Here is a 22,118-nt window from a genome sequence, read left to right on the forward strand (position 1 = left end):
AAATGAGAGTAAAGTCCATTAGACTATAGCCTAATTTCTTTAAAAATCATTAATATCCCTGAACAAAATCAAGGCAAGTTGCTTCTGCAACTCGCCTTGATTATTTTTTAAACTGCGCGTGATAATAACATCGACTTGATATGGCCGATAGCTTTAGTTGGGTTTAACCCTTTTGGACACACATCAACACAGTTCATAATGCCATGACAACGGAAAACGCTGTAGGCATCTTGTAAATCATCTAAACGCTCGTCAGTTGCTGTATCACGACTATCAATTAAAAATCGATAGGCATGTAATAAGCCTGCTGGGCCGATGAATTTATCTGGATTCCACCAAAATGAAGGACAAGATGTTGAACAACAAGCACAAAGAATACACTCATATAAACCATCTAGTTGCTCACGGTCTTCTATAGACTGTAAATGTTCACGTGCAGGTTGATCCTTGCCATCATTAATCAAATACGGCTTTATTTTTTCGTATTGGTTATAAAATTGTGTCATATCAATAACCAAATCACGAACAACTGGCAAACCTGGTAATGGACGTAATACGATCTTGTTTGCTTTTACAGCCGATAAAGGCGTTATACAAGCCAGACCATTTTTTCCGTTCATATTCAGACCGTCAGAACCACAAACACCTTCACGACATGAACGACGGAAAGACAATGTAGAGTCTTGCTCTTTAAGTAAGATCAAGGCATCTAAAACCATCATGTCTGAGCCTTCTGGGATCTCTAACTCATAATCTTTCATATAAGGTGCGTTATCAACATCTGGGTTGTAACGATAAATCGAAAATACCTGTTTCATTAGCGACGCTCCTTAGTATGTACGTGCTTTCGGTGGGAAAGCTTCACGGTGAATTGGCGCCATATTTACAGTGCGCTTAGACATATCTTCGGTGTCAGGACTGTAAATGGTATGGCATAACCAGTTTTCATCATCACGCTCTTGGAAATCTTCACGAGCATGTGCGCCACGAGACTCAGTACGGAAGTTAGCCGCTTTGGCTGTACTAAAAGCAGTTTCCATAAGGTTGTCTAATTCTAAACACTCAATTCGTTGGGTGTTAAATTCAGAAGACTTATCATCAAGTTTCGCATGTTTAAGGCGTTCACGAATTTCAGTCAATTCTTTCATACCTTCTGCCATAGCATCACCTTCACGGAATACCGAGAAGTTAAATTGCATACATTTCTGTAGGTCTTTACGAATTTGAACTGGATCTTCACCTTTATCAGATGATTCCCAACGGTTGTAACGAGCAAGAGCCGCTTCAATATCAGAATCTGATGCATCTTTAGCTGATTGAGTTTCGTTAAGGTAAGTTCCTAAGAAGTTACCCGCTGCGCGACCAAATACAACTAAATCAAGTAATGAATTACCACCTAAACGGTTTGCTCCATGTACTGATACGTTGGCAATTTCACCCACCGCAAATAAACCTTCGATAATGGTATCTTCACCCGTTTCAGGGTTGAATGAGATAGCCTGACCGTTAACATTACAAGGTACACCACCCATTTGGTAGTGACAGGTAGGAATAACTGGAATCGGTTCTTCAGCAGGATCAACGTGAGCAAAAGTCTTCGATAAATCACAAACACCTGGTAAGCGTTGATTTAACGTTTCACGACCTAAATGATCCAACTTAAGTTTGATGTGTGGTCCCCAAGGGCCGTCACAACCACGACCTTCACGAATCTCAGTCATCATTGAACGAGCAACAACATCACGCCCCGCTAAATCTTTAGCATTAGGTGCATAACGTTCCATGAAACGTTCACCATCTTTATTAAGCAGATACCCACCTTCACCACGACAACCTTCAGTTACTAGTGTACCTGCACCTGCAATACCTGTTGGGTGGAACTGCCACATTTCCATATCTTGCATCTGTACGCCAGCACGAAGCGACATACCAACACCATCACCCGTATTAATATGAGCGTTAGTTGTTGAAGCAAATATACGACCAGCACCACCTGTTGCTAAAACTGTTGCGCGAGCTTTAAAATAAACAACTTCACCAGTTTCAATACAAATAGCAGTTGTACCAACAACAGCACCATCGTCATTTTTCACTAAATCTAATGCATACCATTCTGAATACACATTTGTTTTGTTTTTAACGTTTTGCTGATAAAGGCAATGTAATAATGCATGACCAGTACGATCGGCTGCTGCCGCTGTACGTGCAGCTTGTTCACCACCGAAGTTTTTCGATTGTCCACCAAATGGACGTTGGTAAACTTTGCCATTTTCAAAACGAGAGAAAGGTAACCCCATATTCTCTAATTCGATAATCGACTCTGGACCTGTTTTACACATGTATTCAATCGCGTCTTGGTCACCGATATAATCAGAACCTTTAACGGTATCATACATATGTTGTTCCCAATGATCTTCATGCGCATTACCTAGCGCAACAGTAATACCACCTTGAGCAGATACTGTGTGAGAACGAGTAGGAAAAACTTTAGAAATCAGTGCACAACTTTTGCCTGATTCCGAAATTGCTAATGCAGCGCGCATACCCGCGCCGCCTGCGCCAATTACTATGGCGTCAAATTCACGAACTGATACGCTCACTTACACACCCCACACTGTTAAAAAGCCTGTTATTAAATATGCTAATAACAACACGGCAAATAAAAACTGTAAAACACCACGTAAAAAAGCAGGTTTCACATAATCAGATAATACTTGCCATACACCAATCCATGCATGAATAAGTAACGCAAAAAGTGCAAGAACAGTGAATACTTTCGTGCAGATATTTGCAAAGAAACCTTGCCATATATCAAAAGTAATCTCAGGTGTCGTGACGAAAAAACCTAAAAGGTATAACGTATAAGCGGCCAATAAAACGGCACTTGCACGTAATAGAATAAAATCATGTACGCCAGAGCGGCCTACAGTAGCTGCGTTGTTTACCATAAGCGGACTCCTAATACGACAGTTAATACTAACCAAAGAGCAATGATAAGTTTTGCACTTGCAATTCCTGACGCTTTTTCTTCAAAGTGCCCAAGATCCATCAATAAATGACGAATGCCACCAAGCAAGTGGTATAAAAGCGCTGAAATAATACCAATTATGATTAATTTAAAGAAAACACCATCAAGCAATGCTTTTACTTGCGCGAAGCTATCTGCAGAATTTAATGATAAGGATAATGTCCACAATAAAATACCGATAGCAAAGACCATAATTACACCCGATATACGGTGTAAAATAGATGCATGTGCTGCCGAATGCATTTTTATCGTAGTTAGATCTAGGTTTACAGGACGTTGTTTTTTCACGATTGTTGCCTAAGTGCCCTTTTAGAGCCTTCAACTTTCTTTTTTGCTACTCACTTTTTACGATATAAATGAGCAACCCCCCAACGATCTTAGTCAAAAATTTTAAAACTTTCCTCAGTCTGTAGAACTTTTACTCAGATCAACGTGATTATATAGCCCTAAATTTTTAATTACAATTTTCTTACCCGAGAATTTACCTTGTTTTTAAGGGCTTGCGACTAATTTTTAATCGATAACAAATTATAATATGACTTTAGTCTAATCTTATAACAATTAGATTGACTTTTGGGGGGCGTTTTGAAGTAGAATACGGCGCAGTTTTATATTCATAAAAACTGATTATCTTTTCATTCTATAATATGTAAGGTGATCAGAAAACGAATTAAATAGGGGATAAAACATATGGCTGAATCAAAAGCCACTCTTAGTATTGATGGCAAACAAATTGCCGAATTACCAGTGCTTGAAGGTACTGCTGGCAATCCTGTTATTGATATTCGCACACTAGGCGGTGCGGGCTACTTCACTTACGACCCAGGTTTTTTAGCTACGGCTTCTTGTGAATCAGCAATTACCTTTATCGATGGCGGTAAAGGTGTATTACAACACCGTGGATACGCAATTGACGACTTAGCGAAAGAAGCAGATTATTTAGAAGTTTGCTACACATTGCTAAACGGTGAGCTACCGACAGAAGCGCAATATAATGAATTTAAAGAAATAATCACTAACCATACGATGGTACACGAGAAGTTAGCACACTTCTTCCAAGGTTTCTTACCTGACGCGCACCCAATGGCAATGGTTTGTGGTGTTGTTGGCGCATTATCTTCGTTCTACCACAGTGACTTAGATATTAATGATCGCGTACAGCGTATGCGCAGTGCACATCGTTTGATTGCAAAAATGCCAACAATTGCAGCAATGGCGTATAAATATAGCATTGGTCAACCATTTGTTTATCCTAGAAATGACCTTACATATGCTGAAAATTTCCTTCATATGTTATTTTCGGTACCTGCTGAAGAATATAAAGTAAGTCCTACGCTTGCTCGCGCAATGGACCGAATTTTCACGCTTCATGCTGATCACGAACAAAATGCTTCTACGTCAACAGTACGTTTAGCAGGTTCTTCTGGCGCTAACCCGTATGCATGTATTGCAGCAGGTGTAGCTTCATTGTGGGGCCCTGCACATGGTGGCGCGAATGAAGCATGCTTAAATATGCTTGAAGAAATTGGCGACTTGAGCCGTGTTGACGAATTTGTTGCACGTGCTAAAGATAAAAATGACTCTTTCCGCTTAATGGGCTTTGGTCACCGTGTTTATAAAAACTTCGACCCTCGCGCAACAGTTATGCGTGATACCTGTCACGAAGTTTTAAACGAGTTAGGGATTAAAGATCCACTACTAGACGTAGCAATGGCACTTGAAAAAGTGGCTCTTGAAGATCCATACTTCATTGAGAAGAAGTTATACCCTAATGTTGACTTCTATTCAGGTATCATCTTGAAAGCTATCGGTATTCCAACAAATATGTTTACCGTTATCTTCGCTATGTCACGTACTGTTGGTTGGATTTCACACTGGGATGAAATGTTAGGACAGCCTGGTCAGAAGATCGGTCGTCCTCGTCAAAACTACGTGGGTGAAATTAATCGTGAGTTTAAGCCATTAGCTGAAAGATAACTCGCAAAAAACAAAATTATTAAAGGGAGCGAATAGCTCCCTTTTTTTATGCTAAACCATTAATTAATCAAACACCTATTTGAAATATTTACTCAAATAACTATTCATTTTAACCATATCATTACGTCGCAAATTTTTGGCGATAATCTTTCGGTGTTAACCCCGTAAATCTTTTAAATAATTGTCGAAAATTACCAACATCTTCATAACCTACTGACCATATAATATTGTTAATCGGCTCTGTTGTTTTTTCTAATTTTAATTTTGCTTGTTCTACACGTATCCGTTGTAAGTAATTTAATGGGTTTTCGGTTGTAGCCTGCTTAAAACGTCTTTTAAACGTTCTAGCACCTAACCCTACTCTTTGCGCCAACATATCGATTGATATTTCTTGTTTATAATGAATTTCAATATATTCCTGGGCTTTCAATATCGGTTGGTCGTTGTGATCTTTATGTTTCTCAAAACTTACATAAGGAGATTGTTTTTCTCTAATGGGGTCAAATACCAATAATTTTGCACATTCAGAACTTATGTCTCTACCAACATATTTATTTATAAGGTGTAACGATAGATCAATGTAAGAAATAGATCCTCCAGAGCAAATAATGTCGCCATTATCGATAACCAATTCGTCTGAGGCTAATTTAATGTGCGGATATAGGCGCCTGAACAACTCTGCATTACGCCAATGTGTTGTGGCTACTTTGCCTGTGAGTAGCCCTGCACTTGCTAGCATAAACGCCCCTGTACAGTAACTCGCTATAATTGTTCCGGCCTGATAATGTCTATTAAGCCAATGATCTATTTTATCTTTATGTTCAAAGTCGGTGGCTTCTTGACAACATTCAACAACAATTTCTGCATTAGCAGCAACAATAATAATATCTAATGGTTTCTCATCATCTATTGATGCAGTAGGTTTTACTTCGACACCGTTAAATCCTCGAACAGGTAGACCATTTGTCGTATAAATTTGGCAATTAATGACGTGTTGGCTATTTTTCCCATATTTTTTTTCTATGCAAAAATTAGCGGCAACGAAAATATCCAGTACACCGTAAATGCCAGAAACCATGCAATTATTTATTGCAATTATGCCTATATTCATCGAAATACCCTAAAAATCAGTGTCACTTTTGACAGCTAATATGGCAAATATGACACTTGTTGGGTTACTATGCAAGCGTTACACTTTGCGATGTTGGCGTTCAGGAAGAAATAGACATGAAAAAGACAATACGTTTTATTCAAGCAGTACACGGTATTTTTATATTACTTGTGTTAACCACATTTGCAGTTATTCCATTTTATTATCCAATTACATCGCTTGGCACATTTGTGATATTACCGTTACTAATGCTCTTAGTCATTGCATTTGCAATCGTAATAGATAGTAAACTGAATACCTTGCTCGGTAGTATCGATACAGTGTCTTTATCATTAAAAAAACATGTTAAGGCTTGTCCTTTTATCAAAGGTATTTGTTGTTAGCGAAATTCGTTTTTGCCTATTAGAAATACTGACTATATAATGCGCCAACTTTCCATTTAGTTGTCATGTTATGTCAGATTATCAAACAAGATTTAGCGGTATCGAACGTTTATACGGGCAAGTAGGTACAACTGCCATTAAAAATGCTCATTTCTGCGTTGTCGGTATTGGCGGTGTTGGCTCCTGGGTTGCTGAAGCGCTTGCTAGAACCGGTGTTAATAACATTACGCTCATTGACCTTGACGACATTTGTACCACAAATACTAACCGTCAAATCCATGCGCTCACGACAACGGTAGGCGACAGTAAAGTTGAGGTTATGGCGGCACGAATTAAACTCATTAATCCGAGTTGTCAGGTCAATTGCATAGAAGATTTTGTGACCCAAGAAAACCTTCGTGAACTTATCAATCAAGAGTACGATTATGTCATTGACGCAATCGACTCTGTGCAGATAAAAAGCGCCATAATCGCCCATTGTAAACGCAATAAAATCAACCTTGTTACTATTGGTGGTGCAGGCGGTCAAATTGATCCGACGAAAATTGCCATAACAGATCTGAGCCAGACCTATCAAGATCCATTACTTGCTAAAGTGAGAAATCAACTGCGCCGGGAGTATAACTTTAGCCGCAATACTAAACGTAAGTTCGGCATAGATGCTGTTTTCTCAACAGAGCAACTAAAATACCCTGATGGTTCAGGCGAAGTTTGCCAAGCGAAACAAGCAACAGAGGGTGCAATGAGATTAGACTGTAGCGGCGGTTTTGGTGCCGCAACCCATGTAACGGCCAGTTTTGCTTTTTTTGCCGTAGGTAGAGCATTAGAAAAATTAGCAAATAAAGCACACACTAAACAATAAGCATTACAGCGGTTTATTAACAGCGCGTTTAATTTTTTCAACGATAGCAAGTAGCCCATTGCCTCTTGATGGGCTTAAATGTTGAAGTAATCCTAAATCATTAAAATACTCGTGGAAATCAAATGTTGACACATTTTCAACAGTCTTTCCATTGACTGCAGCTAACACGATAACAAGTAGCCCTTTAATAATCTTTGCTTGTGAAAATGCGACGATATTTACCTTACTTTCTCTATCAATAGTAATATGTATCCAAGCGGCGCTTTCACAGCCATTAATTAAGGTTTCATCTGTTTTTAGTTCATCGGCCATTGTGGGCAAGGTTTTACCTAAAAGCATAATTTGCCGGTGTTTTGCGTCCCAAGATTTCGCACTTTCAAAAAGTGTCATGATTTTTTCTTTAGAATGGTTCACACTAGCTTTCGCTACTTTTTTCACACCTTGGTTTAGAAAATTACGCAGTAGCTCTACGACGTGATCAACCTCTGCTTTTGTATTGTAAAGTGCAAGAGATATACGAATACACCCTTGAACACCTAAGTATTCCATTAATGGCATGGCACAATGGTGCCCTACTCTTACCGCAACTCCTTTACTATCCAAATAAGTAGCTACGTCTTGCTGATGTTCTCCAGCAATATTAAATGAGAAAATAGCGATATCTGGTTGCCCATTTGTTAGCATATTAAGCGAAGGAATACTTAACAATTGCTGATAGGCATATGCCGTTAAAGACGCTTCATAACCACTTGCTTCTTTTTGCGCTTGAATAAATGATATCGCCGCCCTAAAGCTAATTATACCTGCGATATTTGGCGTCCCTGTTTCAAATTTATGTGGTAGTACATTAAACGTAGTGCCTGAATTAAAACTCACTTTCTTAATCATCTCGCCACCAGTTTTATACGGCGGCATAAGCTCAAGCAACTCAGATTTACCAAATAAACAACCTACTCCAGTTGGACCATACATTTTATGAGCAGAAAAAACCAAGAAGTCACAATCTAACTGTTGGACATCAAGTGGATAATGCGCAATGGATTGCGCAGCATCTATAAGCACTTTAGCGCCAACTTGTTTAGCACGCTGAATAATGTGCTCGATAGGGTTACATTTTCCAATCACGTTGGAAATATGACTAACAGCTACTAATCGCGTTCTGTCAGTTATTAAACGTTCAAACGATGAAAGATCTAACACTCCTGTATCTAATAGCTCAATGACTTTAACCTGAATACCTAATTGTTGCTCAAGCTGTTGCCATGGCACAATATTGGCGTGATGTTCCGCATGACTAACAATAACTTCATCGCCAGCAACTAATTGCGAACTACCCCACGATTGCGCGACAAGATTGATTGCCTCTGTTGTGCCACTGGTCCAAATTATTTCATGTGCATGCTTAGCATTAATAAACGTTTGCACAGCCTTACGTGAATTTTCAAACTCTGTAGTTGCTGCACTTGCTAACGTATGTGCAGCGCGATGAACGTTGGCATTACTCGTCTGGTAATAAGCTTTTATTGCATCAATTACAGCGATGGGCTTTTGCGTTGTTGCCGCATTATCAAAGTAAATACAGTCGTTACCATTTACCTTTTGATTTAAAAGAGGAAATAAATTTCGTATTTGCGTTGTTTGTTCAGACGTCATTAAACCATAAAAATAGCATCATAAATTTGCAAAGAGTATAACGCATCCTTAATGCTTATTTTTAATAATATTTCGCTGTTAGTTACTTTTTTGTCTTATGTAAAAAGACAAAAATTTACTATAACTTAATAAGGTAAATTGCTTGGTGTACATCATGACATTATTTTCGTGGTTTAATGCAAAAGATAATTCTTCCATCTCCTCAACGAAAGCTCTCACACACGTTGTTAGTAATAAACAAACAAGTAACTGGCCAACAGCTCACACGCCAGTGCTTAAATCGCAACGATTAAGGCAACTCAGACCCCTGAGATCGATTAGCGCGACCAAGTCTTATAGCAAAAACTAACAAAATAACTTAACAAGTATTACTGCATCATCTGCTTATTAACTAGATGACTTGGCATAAGGTATTGGTGTGTATTGTTTCGTAACAACTGCCAATAAAGCGCTGGCGTATCGAGTTCAAAATATTCAAGCTTGGTGCGCACGTTTAGCGGCTTAAATGCTAAAATCTTATTGTTATTTTCTTGATTAGCTTGTCGCTTACCTAAGCATGTTCTCGCAGGAAATAAGCCAATATTATTTTGCTTTTCTTTATCTGTGCCCAGACGCCATCCTTGACCTTCAGGTTTGAGTATTGGTGTAGATGCTAAAATGCGCTCACGCCACGGAAGCTGTTGTAGTATTTGCTCGCGTACGCTTTCTCGTTCACCTAAATAAACTTTATCTTCTAATACCGCAATATTATGAGCAAATGGCGCTTTCTGTTCCTGAGCACATCGCTGATGATTACTGGGTAACGGGTATTCGTCAACAAAACCTAACGTATGCAGTAATTCATGCACTAATACATCGGTAGTGTCTTTTTGATCAATATAAATAATACCATGATTAACGTTTGCGCCCCCTTTGGGGTACATGACTAAAAGATAGTTAACATCTGTCAAAGAGTGAGTTTGCCAAACATTAATCTTGCATTGAATTCGCTCACTTTCCTGATGAAAACAATGCAAACTCTCTATCGGTTGATATAAGGGTTTTTCAAAACAAACAAAGTTACTTATTTGCGAAGATGCCAAAGTTTCAATATGTTTAAGCAATAAAGACAAGTCAGCTAGACGCGTGGCAATAGGTTGTATATTTATCGGGCAACTCTTAGCTGCTACTAATTGTTGCTCGAAAATTGAAAAATGACTAACGACGTTTAATAACTCAGCGTTTGGATAATGTCTCGATAACCGATTTATTCGTTGCAGATAGTTATTTTTATTTCCTTCAATCAGTGCTGATGCCACGGCTAACTCAAGCAAGGCTTTATTATCAGGTATTATCGATAATAGTCGTTCCGCTTTATCATATTGTTGGTATTGCCAATAGTAATTTACGAGTTCAACCAAGGCTTTTTCATTACCATTTTGCGCGGCATTATTAAGCCAAAATAGGTATAGTTCTTCTCTGCCTTGCTTATCGTAGAAGTTTGCAATTTCTGCAGCTATTGTTGGGTTTTGTTGAGAAAGTTTAACGCTAGCTTTTAACCAATCCATATCGCCTAGTTCAGAATGCCTACGGACAAAATGGTAATAACTTGCTAATTGACGCTCTTCGCCATAAATCTGCACCCATTTAGGTGCAATATCACGTTGAAACGCTATATTAGCAATGTCATCAAAAAATATAATGCACGTAACCGTGCAAAATAAAAAAATCGCTATGACTAGGTTTTTCCAAACCATCGTTAAACTTATGAGCCAGGTAAACTAACTTGTTGATTTCTAAGTAAATCCAATTCCAATTTTGCATAACGATGTTCAACAAACTCATAGACATTGGTACTTAATGCAAGTTTATAAAAGTTTGCCGCAGCTCTTTTATGCCCCTGCAGTAAATTTAATTTGCCTAAATAGAAGTAAGCTTCACATAAACGTTCGCTAAACTGCTTATTCGAGTGAATATTTTGAGTAACCAATTCGATAAATTGACTCTGCGAAATAGTCCCTGCATACAGATTGACAATTGATTTTGCCCAAACATCATCACTAATGTTCTTAGCTCTAACTTTCAAATTCTTTAACGCTTCGACTGCGTCTACTTTATATTCACCAATAAAAAGCCATAAAAGTCGATAAGGATCATCGATACTCTGTTGGTAGAACTCATTTAAGTCATCAACGGCTAACGACGCTCTATCACCATAATAAAGTGCTATACCTCTATTTAAATAGGCATATTCATGTTCAGGTGATAATTCAAGTGTCGCATCGAAAGATTCATATGCTTGTTCAAACTCTTGTAATTGGGTGTAATGGATACCCAAAAAATTATATGCCTCGACCAAATCAGGTTTTAAACGTAAAGCGCGGTTAAAGTCTAACCTCGCTAATGAGCGTAATCCTACACTGTCATAGATAACACCGCGATCATAAAAAAGCTGCGCTCGCTGCTCATCGGTAATATCAGCACGGTGAATAACATCAGTCATTCTTGCTATAGCAACTTCACTTTTATAATTGATCGGTAATGGCTCAGCGATCACTAATTGATCGATATAATTATTTGATGATGAAGTTGTTGTAACACAACCTTGTAGAACAAACACTAGCCCTAATACCAACGACGAAGATAATAATACTTTCACGAATAACTCAGCCTTTTTAATTTGTCTTTTGATTATACTCATGCCATTACTGAAAGCGAGCAGTTATCAGCCCTGTTTATACAAAAAAAGGAGCCTAAGGCTCCTTTTCTTTATATGAGTATCACTTACTCAGCAGATGAATCGTCTGATGATTCTTCAGGTTGTGCTGGTTTTTCGATACACTCTTTCATGCTTAAACGAACACGGCCTTGACGGTCAACTTCAAGCACTTTCACAGTCACTTCTTGACCTTCAGATAGCACATCAGTTACTGCGTTTACACGCTCATGCGCGATTTGTGAAATATGCACTAAACCATCTTTACCTGGTAACACATTGACAAATGCACCAAAATCTACGATACGAACAACTTTACCTGTGTATACAGAGCCCACTTCAATTTCAGCTGTTAAAGCTTCTATACGTGAAATAGCATCTTTTGCTTGCTCGCCGTCAGTTGCTGCAATTTTAACGGTACCATCATCTTCGATTTCGATTGTCGTACCCGTTTCTTCAGTAAGCTGACGAATAGTAGCGCCACCTTTACCGATAACGTCACGAATCTTATCAGCGTTAATTTTCATCGTGTGGATACGAGGCGCAAATTCAGAGATATCGTCACGAGCACCATTAATCGCTTGATCCATAACAGAAAGAATGTGTGTACGTGCACCTTTTGCTTGGTTCAATGCAATTTGCATGATTTCTTTTGTGATACCTTCGATTTTGATATCCATTTGTAAAGCAGTAATACCGTCAGTTGTACCCGCTACTTTAAAGTCCATATCACCCAGATGATCTTCATCACCTAAAATGTCAGAAAGTACAACGAAGTCGTCACCTTCTTTTACAAGACCCATTGCAATACCAGCTACAGATGCTTTGATTGGTACACCTGCATCCATCAATGCTAATGATGTACCACAAACAGAAGCCATAGATGAAGAACCATTTGATTCCGTAATTTCAGACACTACACGTACTGCATAAGGAAATTCTTCAGCAGAAGGCATAACCGCTAAAATACCGCGTTTAGCTAAACGACCATGGCCAATTTCACGACGTTTCGGTGAACCAACAAAGCCCGTTTCACCAACACAGTATGGAGGAAAGTTATAGTGCAACATAAAGTTGTCTGTTTTCTCACCCATAATCGTATCAATACGTTGCGCATCACGTTGTGTACCTAATGTTGCAGTAACTAATGCTTGCGTTTCGCCACGCGTAAATACCGCTGAACCATGAGTTCTAGGTAGTACACCTGTCATTACATCTAATGCACGAATCATTTCTGGGTCACGACCATCAATACGCGGCGAGCCTTGAGTAATACGACCACGTACAACATTTTTCTCTAAATCGTGAAATAAATCTTTTGCTTCTTGAACATTGAGTTCAGCATCAGCTTCTTCTAACTGTGCAATTACCGCATTACGGATTTCAGCGACTTTTTCGTAACGTGCTGCTTTCTCAGTGATTTGATAAGCTTCGTTTACTTGCTCAGCCGCTAATTCAGCAATCTTTGTTGCTAAATCAACGTTTTTCTCTGGAGCTTTCCAATCCCATGAAGGTGTGCCTACTTCAGCAGCAAATTCGTTAATCGCTGTAATAGCCGTTTGCATTTGCTCATGACCATAAACAACTGCGCCTAACATTACTTCTTCTGATAATACGTCAGCTTCTGATTCAACCATTAGTACCGCTGATTCAGTACCTGAAACAACAAGATCAAGTTGAGACGTTTCAAGCTCAGTTTGAGAAGGGTTAAGTAAATATTTACCTTCAGAATAGCCAACACGAGCCGCACCTACAGGACCATTAAAAGGAGTACCTGAAATAGCTAATGCAGCAGATGTACCTAATAAAGAAATAATATCAGGCGAAATTTCTGGGTTTGCAGAAACGACTGTAATAATAACCTGTACTTCATTAGTGAAGCCTTCTGGAAACAACGGGCGAATTGGGCGATCAATTAATCGCGCAATTAATGTTTCTTCTTCAGAAGGACGACCTTCACGTTTGAAAAAACCACCTGGGATTTTACCAGCAGCGTATGTACGCTCTTGGTAGTTAACTGTTAATGGGAAGAAGTCTTGACCTTCTACCGCTTCTTTTTTAGCAACAACAGAGACTAATACTGATGTATCGTCCATGCTAGCCATAACAGCAGCAGTTGCTTGACGTGCAATAGCACCTGTTTCCAATGTGACTGTGTGTTCGCCAAATTGGAAAGATTTAGTTACTGGATTGAACATTAATTTTTTACCTTTTATTCAAAATATTCTTACTATCCAATCTGTACAATTATTTATTCACTTCTACGCGATATACACAAACACGAATAAACAAATAATTATACAGTTTGGAACTTTAACTTTGCTGACTTATTTCAGCACGGGACATTATACTGAGTAAGTCAAGTTTTGCTAGGTCAATTAACGAATTTCTTGTGTAAAAAAGAAGACATTGCGTAGATATTGCACTCTTTATAATATAATCCACCCAACATCTGTGTTTTAACCCTAATGATAAATAAAGCTTCATTCATTATGACTACTTAAGGTTTATTCTTTTTTTAACAATTTAACTATAATTATCATCGTCATCTTTTTATACTTGCCCTTCTTTGATTCCAGCGTATAGCACAAAAAAGTAGCATGAAAAAACTCGCATTTAAGTTTAACGGCTTACACTTTACCGTTTTTGTAAACGACTCTGAGATTATCCAGGTCTACTGCGACCAACAAGCACTTGGTTTAACCGCGCTAAGTACAGATATTCAAGCCTGCCAAATTAACGAACAGCACATCCAATTCGATACTGCACATTTGCAAGCATCACAAATAGGTATTGCTACTAATGATTCTCCTTTTGAATACATTGAAATACCGTCACTGCCTGAAGAAAAGAAAACAGGTTGGTTAGGGTTAGCAGCTTTGGGGATTAAAGTATTTAAAAGTGCTAAAGTTGTAAAAGCAGCGCTTGCTGGTGCTTCTGTGGCCGGTTATGCATGGCTATTTACCTTTGAATTTGCCATGATGTTGATCGCTTGTTTAGTGGTGCATGAATATGGCCATGTACGTGCAATGAAATACTTCGGCATCAAAACCAAAGGGATATATTTAATCCCTTTTGTCGGAGGATTAGCAGTAAGTGATGATAAAATAACTACACGCTGGCAAGATGTTGTCATTTCATTAATGGGTCCGGCGTTTGGCCTTATTACCACATTTCTTGGTGTGGTACTTTACTACCTTACCGATATGGAGATATTTGCTGGTGTCGCGGTATTAAGTGCGCTATTGAATCTTTTTAATTTACTGCCCATTTTACCGCTAGACGGTGGACACGTGCTGAAAAGCATAAGCTTTTCTATGCGTTCTTGGATCGGTTTATTAGCCTGTATGGCAGGTGTAGCTTTAGGTCTTTGGGTAAGTTATGCCTTCGGCCTTATGTTGTTAGTCTTTTTTATTTTTATCGGTAGTCTAGAAATTATTTTTGAATGGAAAAACAGACATCAATCACATCTAATACCATTAGACCGATACGGACAAGTATTCTCTGCCGTTATGTATGCAATCGTCGTTACAGGTCACGTTATGGTTATGATGCACTTTGCAGATGCAGATAACGTTATTCTCAATTTACCAATGAAGATTCTTTCAAGCTAAGCGAGTAAGAAAGCCTGTCATTGACGGGCTTTCTTACTCTTAACAGTACGTCTTAACGAAATATCTTACTTGCCCAGCGTGTTAAACCAGCTGTTACACTGCCGAAGTGATCACCAATCACTAGCTCAGCATCTGTAAACTGTTGTTTAATAAATTCACTGATCACCGGTGATTTAGCCGTTCCGCCCGTAACAAATATGACATCAGGGCTGCAGTTCGCTTGTACCATGGTATCTCGCATTAATCGGCTAATAACCTGTAATTCTTTGTTACATGCCTGTTGAAAAAGCGCTCTATCAACAGACTGCATTAATGTCTGATCTAGAAAAGTTAAATCAACCGAATGCTTATCTGAATTAGATAATGATATTTTCGCTCTTTCTGCACTATTAACTAGCTGATAGCTTAACCTTTCTCGATATAATTTATATAAGCGACTAACTAACTCAGGTTGCTCCGCGTCACGCTGTAAAGATTGCAAAAATCGACCATTAGCCGCACTATAAAATGCCGTTTGCTCATTAATATTATTAATTGCTACAGCCTGCCAATAACTGTTTGTGGGCATAGGTTTACCCGTTTTTAACTGACTAGTAGCCCCTAAGTTTGGCATTAACCCACGAAAAGCTAACTGAATATCAAAGTCGTTACCGCCAACACGTTCACCGGCATGCGCTAATAATTGAGCACTACGATCTACACTATCTACATATTGAGGCCCCATTAAAATCATTGAACAATCAGTCGTTCCGCCACCAATATCGACAACTAAAACACGCTTTTCAGCATGTAGTGATGCTTCATATTCAAAGCCTGCAGCAACAGGTTCAAACTGAAATTCAACATCGGAAAAACCAACACGTTTAGCCGCATTCGTTAAAATATCTATCGCTTGTTGATTACTTTCTTCACCCTTTAAACCTTGAAAGTTTATTGGTCTACCTATCACGGCCTGATGAATGTTTTGCTTAAGTGACGCTTCCGTTTGCTGTTTTACATGAGCCATCATGGCCGCAACAATATCTTCGAATAAATCAACCTGCGGCTGCTTTAAACCACTTGCGCCCAAAAATGATTTTGGTGATTTAATATAATAGCCTTCATCTGGTTCGGCTAAATAATTTGCCAAAGCGTTGTCTCCAAAAGACAACTCACTGGATATGCCATCTAAAGAGAGTTCTCTAAGAACTGCTTGTCCTTTTTGTAATGGCTGCATACGACGTTTTTTGAATAGCTCCTGTTCTGCTGATGATAGCTGCGAAAACAACCAACTGACAATAATGTCTCTATCAGGAGCATAAAGTGTAGAAGGCATTAAATTGCCGTGTGCGGGTAGATTGACCATTTTAGGACAATTATTTTCCATTACACCAACCGCACAATTAGATGTACCATAATCGAAACCGATCATTGCTTCCCCCTACGTGATAAAAAGCCGCGTAGCTTAAGGTTGATAAATCAAGAGTGCAAGTAAAAACCAAATAACTAAGTCAAATGTCATCAAAATAGCACCTTTAAATGAAGTGGTTATCTAACTGAGTACAAGAAATAATAATGGAAGATAAATAATCCACATGCGTAACAGGAGGCTTTAACAAAGCTCCCTCTGTGAAAGCTTACTTCTTTCAGCTTTTACTGAGTTTCATCGTAAAATGCTTTCATCGATTGTTTCCCATTGATAACTCCCTCAGTGCCCTATTATCGCTTCAAAGGGAGTCGGCATACATCATACCTATCGCTAAATAACGAAAAGATCTATCACTGCTATTTTGCATTAATATGCGACTTGGAAACCATTCAATTGATACTTTTAAAAATAAGCTTTACGGGCGAAGCCCCAGCAGAACGTTCACCACCTCCATAGGAAGTGGTTTTGAATTAACCATAAAAAAGCCGGCTTAAATGCCGGCTTTACTCAACAATTACATATTAGGGTAGTTAGGTCCACCTGTCCCTTCAGGTGTCACCCACGTAATATTTTGGCTTGGATCTTTGATATCACAGGTTTTACAGTGAATACAGTTTTGAGCATTAATTACAAACTTATCACCTTCTTCGGTATTTTCCACTTCATACACACCTGCTGGGCAGTATCGCTGTGCAGGCTCAGCAAATTTAGGTAAATTTACTGAAATAGGAATACTGTTATCCGCCAACTTCAAGTGGCAAGGTTGTTCTTCTTCGTGATTTGTATTTGATAAAAATACAGAAGACAATTTATCAAAACTCAAGACATTATCTGGCTTAGGGTACTGAATTACCGCACACTCTGCTGCAGGTTTTAGTTGCGCATGGTCGAAAGATTCATCCTTAAAGTTAACAGGTAATTTACCGCCAAAAATATTTTGATCAATCGTGTTAAATGCTCCGCCCCAAAAGGTGCCAAATTTGTGCATGGCAGGACCAAAATTACGCGTGTTGTACAACTCTTCATATAGCCATGACTGTTCAAATTTAGTCGTAAAACTCGTTAAATCTCTGCCACCTTCATCGCCAGACGCTAATGCTTCAAATATCGCATCTGCTGCTAACATGCCAGACTTCATCGCAGTATGATTACCTTTAATTTTCGCAAAGTTAATCGTTCCTGCGTCACACCCTACCAACAAAGCACCCGGCATTGTCATTTTAGGTAATGAATTAAAACCACCTTTTGCCAGTGCTCTTGCACCATAAGAAACACGCTTACCACCTTTTAAATACTGTGCAATTTTCGGATGATGCTTATAACGTTGAAATTCATCAAAAGGACTTAGGTGCGGATTGCTATAGTTTAGATCGATAATCATACCAACAAACACTTGATTATTTTCAGCATGGTAAAGATAGCCACCGCCACCGGTATCTTTATCTAATGGCCAACCTGCAGTATGCACCACTAAGCCTTCCTGATGCTTTTCCGGTTCAATATCCCAAATTTCTTTAAAACCAATGCCATAATGCTGCGGCGACTTTCCAGCATCAAGTGCAAATTTAGCAATAAGTTCTTTGCCAAGATGCCCTCGGCAACCTTCAGCAAAAACAGTATATTTGGCACGTAGTTCCATACCTGGAACATAAGAATCTTTAGGGTTGCCTTCTGTATCAAGCCCCATATCGCCAGTTAATATTCCTGCAACGCTACCATCGTCGTTATAGATAACTTCTTGTGCAGGAAAACCTGGGAATATTTCTACACCTAAACTTTCTGCCTGCTCAGCCAACCAACGGCACATGTTACCCATACTCGCAATATAATTGCCGTCGTTATGCATGGTTTTAGGTACGCCGAATCCCGGTAGCTTTATTGCGCTTTCTTCACCATTTAGTAAATAAATATCATCTCCAGTTACTTTTGTTTTTAGTGGCGCATCTTTTTCTTGCCAATCAGGAAATAGTTCGTCTAACGCTCTTGTTTCAAACACTGCGCCAGAAAGTATATGAGCGCCAACTTCTGAGCCCTTTTCTACAACACAAACCATGAGCTCTTGTTCTTTTTCTTGCGCTAACTGCATTAGTTTGCATGCTGTAGCTAATCCTGAAGGCCCCGCCCCCACAATTACTACATCAAATTCCATTGATTCGCGTTCCATAATTCCCCCCGAAATGATAACCACACTGAAATTCAAACACTCGTTTGATTTTCAAACACCTGTTTGATAACATCATACCTATAGAATTTTCGCCAGTAAATACTATGCTGTAAAAGACTGTTTATTGGCATAAAACAAAAAACGTTCAATTGCACTAAATTTACGTTGACGTTCACGTAACCCTAAAGTAGCCTTTGAACAATTACAAGTTAATACTAGTCTAGTTCTTTTCTATTAAAACTAGACACTAAATTACAACAAGCACAATTAGAGGCAACGATGAAAGTACTAGTTCCGATAAAACGTGTCATCGATTACAACGTTAAAGTACGTGTAAAAGCTGACAGCTCTGATGTCGATCTCGCTAACGTAAAAATGGCGATCAACCCTTTCTGTGAAATCGCTGTTGAAGAAGCAGTAAGACTAAAAGAAGCAGGCACGGCCACCGAGGTAATCGCCATTTCAATTGGTGATAAATCTTGTCAGGAACAGTTACGAACTGCGCTCGCATTAGGTGCAGACCGTGCTATTCAAATAGACACAGATCAAAAACTTGATTCATTGCATGTTGCTAAACTTTTACAAAAAGTTGTTGAAGAAGAACAACCGCAATTAGTTATTCTAGGTAAACAATCTATTGACTCAGACAACAACCAAACAGGACAAATGCTTGCGGCATTAACTGGCCTGCCACAAGGTACGTTTGCCTCTGAAGTGAAAGTAGATGGCGATAAAGTTAACGTTACTCGTGAAGTTGACGGTGGCCTGCAAACCGTCGCATTAACCTTACCTGCTATTGTAACAACTGACTTACGTTTAAATGAGCCACGTTATGCTTCATTACCCAACATTATGAAAGCTAAGCGTAAGCCATTAGATGTAAAAGAAGCCTCTGAATTTGGCTTAGATCTAGCACCTCGTACAACACTATTAAAAGTAACACCACCTGCAGAACGTCAAGCAGGTATTGTTGTAGAAACAGTTGACGAGTTAGTAGATAAATTAAAGAACGAAGCTAAGGTGATCTCATGAGCATTTTAATATATGTAGAACACGATAATAACGAATTAAAAGCTGATACACTTAAAACCGTTACTGCAGCAAAAGCCATTGGTGGAGACATTCACTTATTAGTTGCTGGCCACAATTGTTCAGCGGTTGCAGAACAAGCTGCAAAAGTGAATGGTGTAACAAAAGTACTAGTTGCCGACAATGCAGCTTACGAAAATCAATTAGCAGAAAATGTTAGTTTATTAGTGACAGAGCTTTCTGGTGATTATGACGTCATCATGGCGACAGCGCTTACAACAGGTAAAAACTTTATGCCACGCGTTGCAGCATTATTAGATGTTGCACAGATTTCAGATATTATTGGCGTAGAATCAGCAGATACCTTTGTTCGTCCGATTTATGCGGGTAATGCAATTGCTACCGTACAAAGTTTAGACAGCAAAAAAGTAATTACCGTTCGCGCAACAGCATTTGATGCTACTACCACAGATGGTAATGCGGAAGTTGTGAACCTTTCACAAGCTACAGATGCGGGTACGTCCTCACACGTAAGTGATGAATTTACCGAATCAGAGCGTCCTGACTTAGGTGCAGCTAATGTTGTTATTTCTGGTGGTCGTGGTATGCAAAATGGCGATAACTTTAAATTGTTAGAAGGTATCGCAGATAAGCTTGGTGCGGCAATTGGTGCATCACGTGCAGCTGTTGATGCTGGTTTTGTACCTAATGATATGCAAGTCGGTCAAACGGGTAAAATTGTTGCGCCTGACTTATACATTGCGGTTGGTATTTCTGGTGCTATTCAGCATTTAGCAGGTATGAAAGACTCCAAGATTATTGTTGCCATCAACAAAGATGCTGAAGCACCTATTTTCCAAGTTGCAGATTACGGAATTGTTGCTGATTTATTTGACATCCTGCCTGAACTTGAAAGCAAACTATAACAATTAAATATAATTAATTGATTACGAAAACCAGCTTAAACGCTGGTTTTTTTTATGCTTAGAGATATAATGCCGAAAACAACTGTTAGAGCTTATCATATGTCTTGGCAAGATCAGTTATCCCAACTCGTTTATTCAACTGACAAAGGTAAAATATCCCCTGAAAAGGTTGAACAAATCACACCATCCGATGGTACAGCAAAAGTTAGACGTGAAACAAAAGGCCGTAAAGGTAAAGGCGTAATTGTTATTTCAGGTCTTGGGCTTGATCAAAAAGCGCTGAAAAATTTAGCCAGTACGCTAAAAAAGAAAGCAGGTACAGGTGGTAGCGTTGTCGATGAAACAATTGAAATTCAAGGCGACAAAAGAGATGTAATCAAAACCGAACTTGAAAAAGCAGGTTTTAAGGTCAAATTTACAGGCGGTTAAGAGCGTTAGAGGGAAATAATGACAAGCATACAACCAAGTGAATTATCGATATTGCTGATCGAACCTTCAGATACACAAAGTAAGATCATCATTAATCATTTAAAACAGCATGACATCACAGAAATTACATTGGCAAAGACGTTTAGTGACGCACTACAGCAGATCGAGCGCCACCAATTCGATCTCATTGCAAGTGCAATGTATTTTGATCAAGGAACAGCGCTTGACTTGTTAAAGCACGTAAAATCGTCAGAGCGAAATAATGAAACCGCTTTTATGCTCGTATCTAGTGAATACAGACGCGAAAGCCTTGAAGAATTTAAACAGTCCGGTGTGGTTGCTATTTTACCAAAACCATTCACCAGTGATCACTTACACGCAGCCATCAATAACACCATTGATCTCATGTCTGCAGAAGAAATGGAACTCGATTATTTCGACGTTCACGAAATACGTGTGTTGCTCGTTGACGATAGCAAGCTTGCAAGAAATCATATTAGACGCGTACTCAATAACCTTGGTTTGCTTAAAGTTTCTGAAGCTAAAGATGGTAGCGAAGCTATTTCAATGCTAAATGAAAATATGTACGATCTTGTTGTTACTGACTTTAATATGCCCGAAATTGATGGTCGCCAACTAACAAAGTATGTTCGTGAGCAAAGTCAGCAATCACATATCCCTATTTTAATGGTCACCAGTGAAAGTAAAGACACACATTTAGCGAATATTGAACAAGATGGTGTAAATGCCCTTTGTGACAAGCCTTTTGAACCTGAGACGGTAAAACAAATACTATACACTCTATTAGATCATTAAAACGCGTAAGCGTTAGTAATTTA

The 22,118-nt window shown here is 38.9% G+C and carries 19 protein-coding genes; 8 read left to right on the forward strand and 11 right to left on the reverse strand.

Features of this window, described 5'->3' with window-relative positions; translation table 11 throughout:
- Positions 1 to 107 precede the first annotated feature (107 nt).
- Genes QUE09_RS10515 through sdhC form a run of 4 tightly spaced genes read right to left on the reverse strand, consistent with a single transcriptional unit; the run spans position 108 to position 3,316 of the window.
- Complete coding sequence (locus QUE09_RS10515) at positions 108 to 818, reverse strand: succinate dehydrogenase iron-sulfur subunit (RefSeq protein ID WP_286232715.1); 711 nt, start codon at positions 816 to 818, stop codon at positions 108 to 110.
- A gap of 12 nt (positions 819 to 830) precedes the next feature.
- On the reverse strand, positions 831 to 2,600 hold the full coding sequence (gene sdhA, locus QUE09_RS10520; protein WP_286232716.1) for a succinate dehydrogenase flavoprotein subunit: 1,770 nt from the start codon (positions 2,598 to 2,600) through the stop codon (positions 831 to 833).
- Positions 2,601 to 2,948 (reverse strand): succinate dehydrogenase, hydrophobic membrane anchor protein, encoded by a 348-nt coding sequence (gene sdhD, locus QUE09_RS10525; RefSeq protein WP_286232717.1) that lies wholly within the window; start codon positions 2,946 to 2,948, stop codon positions 2,601 to 2,603. It lies immediately after the preceding gene.
- Complete coding sequence (gene sdhC, locus QUE09_RS10530) at positions 2,942 to 3,316, reverse strand: succinate dehydrogenase, cytochrome b556 subunit (RefSeq protein ID WP_286232718.1); 375 nt, start codon at positions 3,314 to 3,316, stop codon at positions 2,942 to 2,944. The genes sdhD and sdhC overlap by 7 nt, the downstream gene beginning before the upstream one ends.
- Before the next feature lie 402 nt (positions 3,317 to 3,718).
- Between sdhC and QUE09_RS10535 the strand changes: the two genes are divergently transcribed.
- Complete coding sequence (locus QUE09_RS10535) at positions 3,719 to 5,005, forward strand: citrate synthase (RefSeq protein WP_286232719.1); 1,287 nt, start codon at positions 3,719 to 3,721, stop codon at positions 5,003 to 5,005.
- 121 nt (positions 5,006 to 5,126) lie between these two features.
- Here the strand turns inward: QUE09_RS10535 and QUE09_RS10540 are convergent, their stop codons facing one another.
- Positions 5,127 to 6,116 (reverse strand): GlxA family transcriptional regulator, encoded by a 990-nt coding sequence (locus QUE09_RS10540; RefSeq protein ID WP_286232720.1) that lies wholly within the window; start codon positions 6,114 to 6,116, stop codon positions 5,127 to 5,129.
- 116 nt (positions 6,117 to 6,232) lie between these two features.
- On the opposite strand from QUE09_RS10540, the gene QUE09_RS10545 reads away from it, so the two are divergent.
- Together QUE09_RS10545 and tcdA are read left to right on the forward strand one after the other, a co-directional pair.
- Positions 6,233 to 6,499, forward strand: coding sequence for a hypothetical protein (locus QUE09_RS10545; RefSeq protein ID WP_286232721.1), 267 nt, complete (start codon positions 6,233 to 6,235; stop codon positions 6,497 to 6,499).
- A gap of 70 nt (positions 6,500 to 6,569) precedes the next feature.
- Positions 6,570 to 7,361 (forward strand): tRNA cyclic N6-threonylcarbamoyladenosine(37) synthase TcdA, encoded by a 792-nt coding sequence (gene tcdA, locus QUE09_RS10550; RefSeq protein ID WP_286232722.1) that lies wholly within the window; start codon positions 6,570 to 6,572, stop codon positions 7,359 to 7,361.
- Positions 7,362 to 7,364: 3 nt separating this feature from the next.
- On the opposite strand, the gene QUE09_RS10555 is transcribed toward tcdA, so the two are convergent.
- From QUE09_RS10555 to pnp, 4 genes are all read right to left on the reverse strand, one after another.
- Positions 7,365 to 9,014 carry a SufS family cysteine desulfurase gene (locus QUE09_RS10555; protein ID WP_286232723.1) on the reverse strand — a complete coding sequence of 550 codons (1,650 nt, stop codon included), beginning with the start codon at positions 9,012 to 9,014 and terminating at the stop codon, positions 7,365 to 7,367.
- A 368-nt stretch (positions 9,015 to 9,382) separates the two neighbouring features.
- Complete coding sequence (locus tag QUE09_RS10560; RefSeq protein WP_286232724.1) at positions 9,383 to 10,750, reverse strand: tetratricopeptide repeat protein; 1,368 nt, start codon at positions 10,748 to 10,750, stop codon at positions 9,383 to 9,385.
- Between the two features lie 8 nt (positions 10,751 to 10,758).
- On the reverse strand, positions 10,759 to 11,694 hold the full coding sequence (gene nlpI / locus QUE09_RS10565; protein ID WP_286232725.1) for a lipoprotein NlpI: 936 nt from the start codon (positions 11,692 to 11,694) through the stop codon (positions 10,759 to 10,761).
- Positions 11,695 to 11,777: 83 nt separating this feature from the next.
- Positions 11,778 to 13,907 (reverse strand): polyribonucleotide nucleotidyltransferase, encoded by a 2,130-nt coding sequence (gene pnp / locus QUE09_RS10570; protein ID WP_286232726.1) that lies wholly within the window; start codon positions 13,905 to 13,907, stop codon positions 11,778 to 11,780.
- A gap of 402 nt (positions 13,908 to 14,309) precedes the next feature.
- On the opposite strand from pnp, the gene QUE09_RS10575 reads away from it, so the two are divergent.
- Complete coding sequence (locus tag QUE09_RS10575) at positions 14,310 to 15,323, forward strand: metalloprotease (RefSeq protein WP_286232727.1); 1,014 nt, start codon at positions 14,310 to 14,312, stop codon at positions 15,321 to 15,323.
- Between the two features lie 52 nt (positions 15,324 to 15,375).
- Here QUE09_RS10575 and yegD read toward each other — a convergent pair whose 3' ends face one another.
- Positions 15,376 to 16,734: a molecular chaperone gene (yegD, locus tag QUE09_RS10580; RefSeq protein ID WP_286232728.1), complete on the reverse strand. Its 1,359-nt coding sequence runs from the start codon at positions 16,732 to 16,734 to the stop codon at positions 15,376 to 15,378.
- A 511-nt stretch (positions 16,735 to 17,245) separates the two neighbouring features.
- A complete protein-coding gene (locus tag QUE09_RS10585; RefSeq protein ID WP_286232729.1) occupies positions 17,246 to 18,895 on the reverse strand; it encodes an electron transfer flavoprotein-ubiquinone oxidoreductase in 1,650 nt (549 codons plus the stop codon).
- 279 nt (positions 18,896 to 19,174) lie between these two features.
- Here QUE09_RS10585 and QUE09_RS10590 point away from each other — a divergent pair, with 279 nt between their 5' ends.
- The 4 genes from QUE09_RS10590 to QUE09_RS10605 all read left to right on the forward strand — a co-directional run bounded on the left by QUE09_RS10590 (position 19,175) and on the right by QUE09_RS10605 (position 22,095).
- The gene (locus QUE09_RS10590) at positions 19,175 to 19,927 is read left to right on the forward strand and encodes an electron transfer flavoprotein subunit beta/FixA family protein (RefSeq protein WP_286232730.1); all 753 of its coding nucleotides are present in this window, start codon (positions 19,175 to 19,177) and stop codon (positions 19,925 to 19,927) included.
- Complete coding sequence (locus QUE09_RS10595; RefSeq protein WP_286232731.1) at positions 19,924 to 20,850, forward strand: electron transfer flavoprotein subunit alpha/FixB family protein; 927 nt, start codon at positions 19,924 to 19,926, stop codon at positions 20,848 to 20,850. Before QUE09_RS10590 ends, QUE09_RS10595 begins: the two co-directional genes overlap by 4 nt.
- 69 nt (positions 20,851 to 20,919) lie before the next feature.
- Complete coding sequence (locus tag QUE09_RS10600; protein ID WP_286232732.1) at positions 20,920 to 21,279, forward strand: SUI1 family translation initiation factor; 360 nt, start codon at positions 20,920 to 20,922, stop codon at positions 21,277 to 21,279.
- Positions 21,280 to 21,297: 18 nt separating this feature from the next.
- On the forward strand, positions 21,298 to 22,095 hold the full coding sequence (locus QUE09_RS10605; RefSeq protein WP_286232733.1) for a response regulator: 798 nt from the start codon (positions 21,298 to 21,300) through the stop codon (positions 22,093 to 22,095).
- Positions 22,096 to 22,118 lie beyond the last annotated feature (23 nt).

It is taken from the genome of Thalassotalea sediminis, from assembly GCF_030295915.1.
Classification (GTDB): domain Bacteria; phylum Pseudomonadota; class Gammaproteobacteria; order Enterobacterales; family Alteromonadaceae; genus Thalassotalea_C; species Thalassotalea_C sediminis.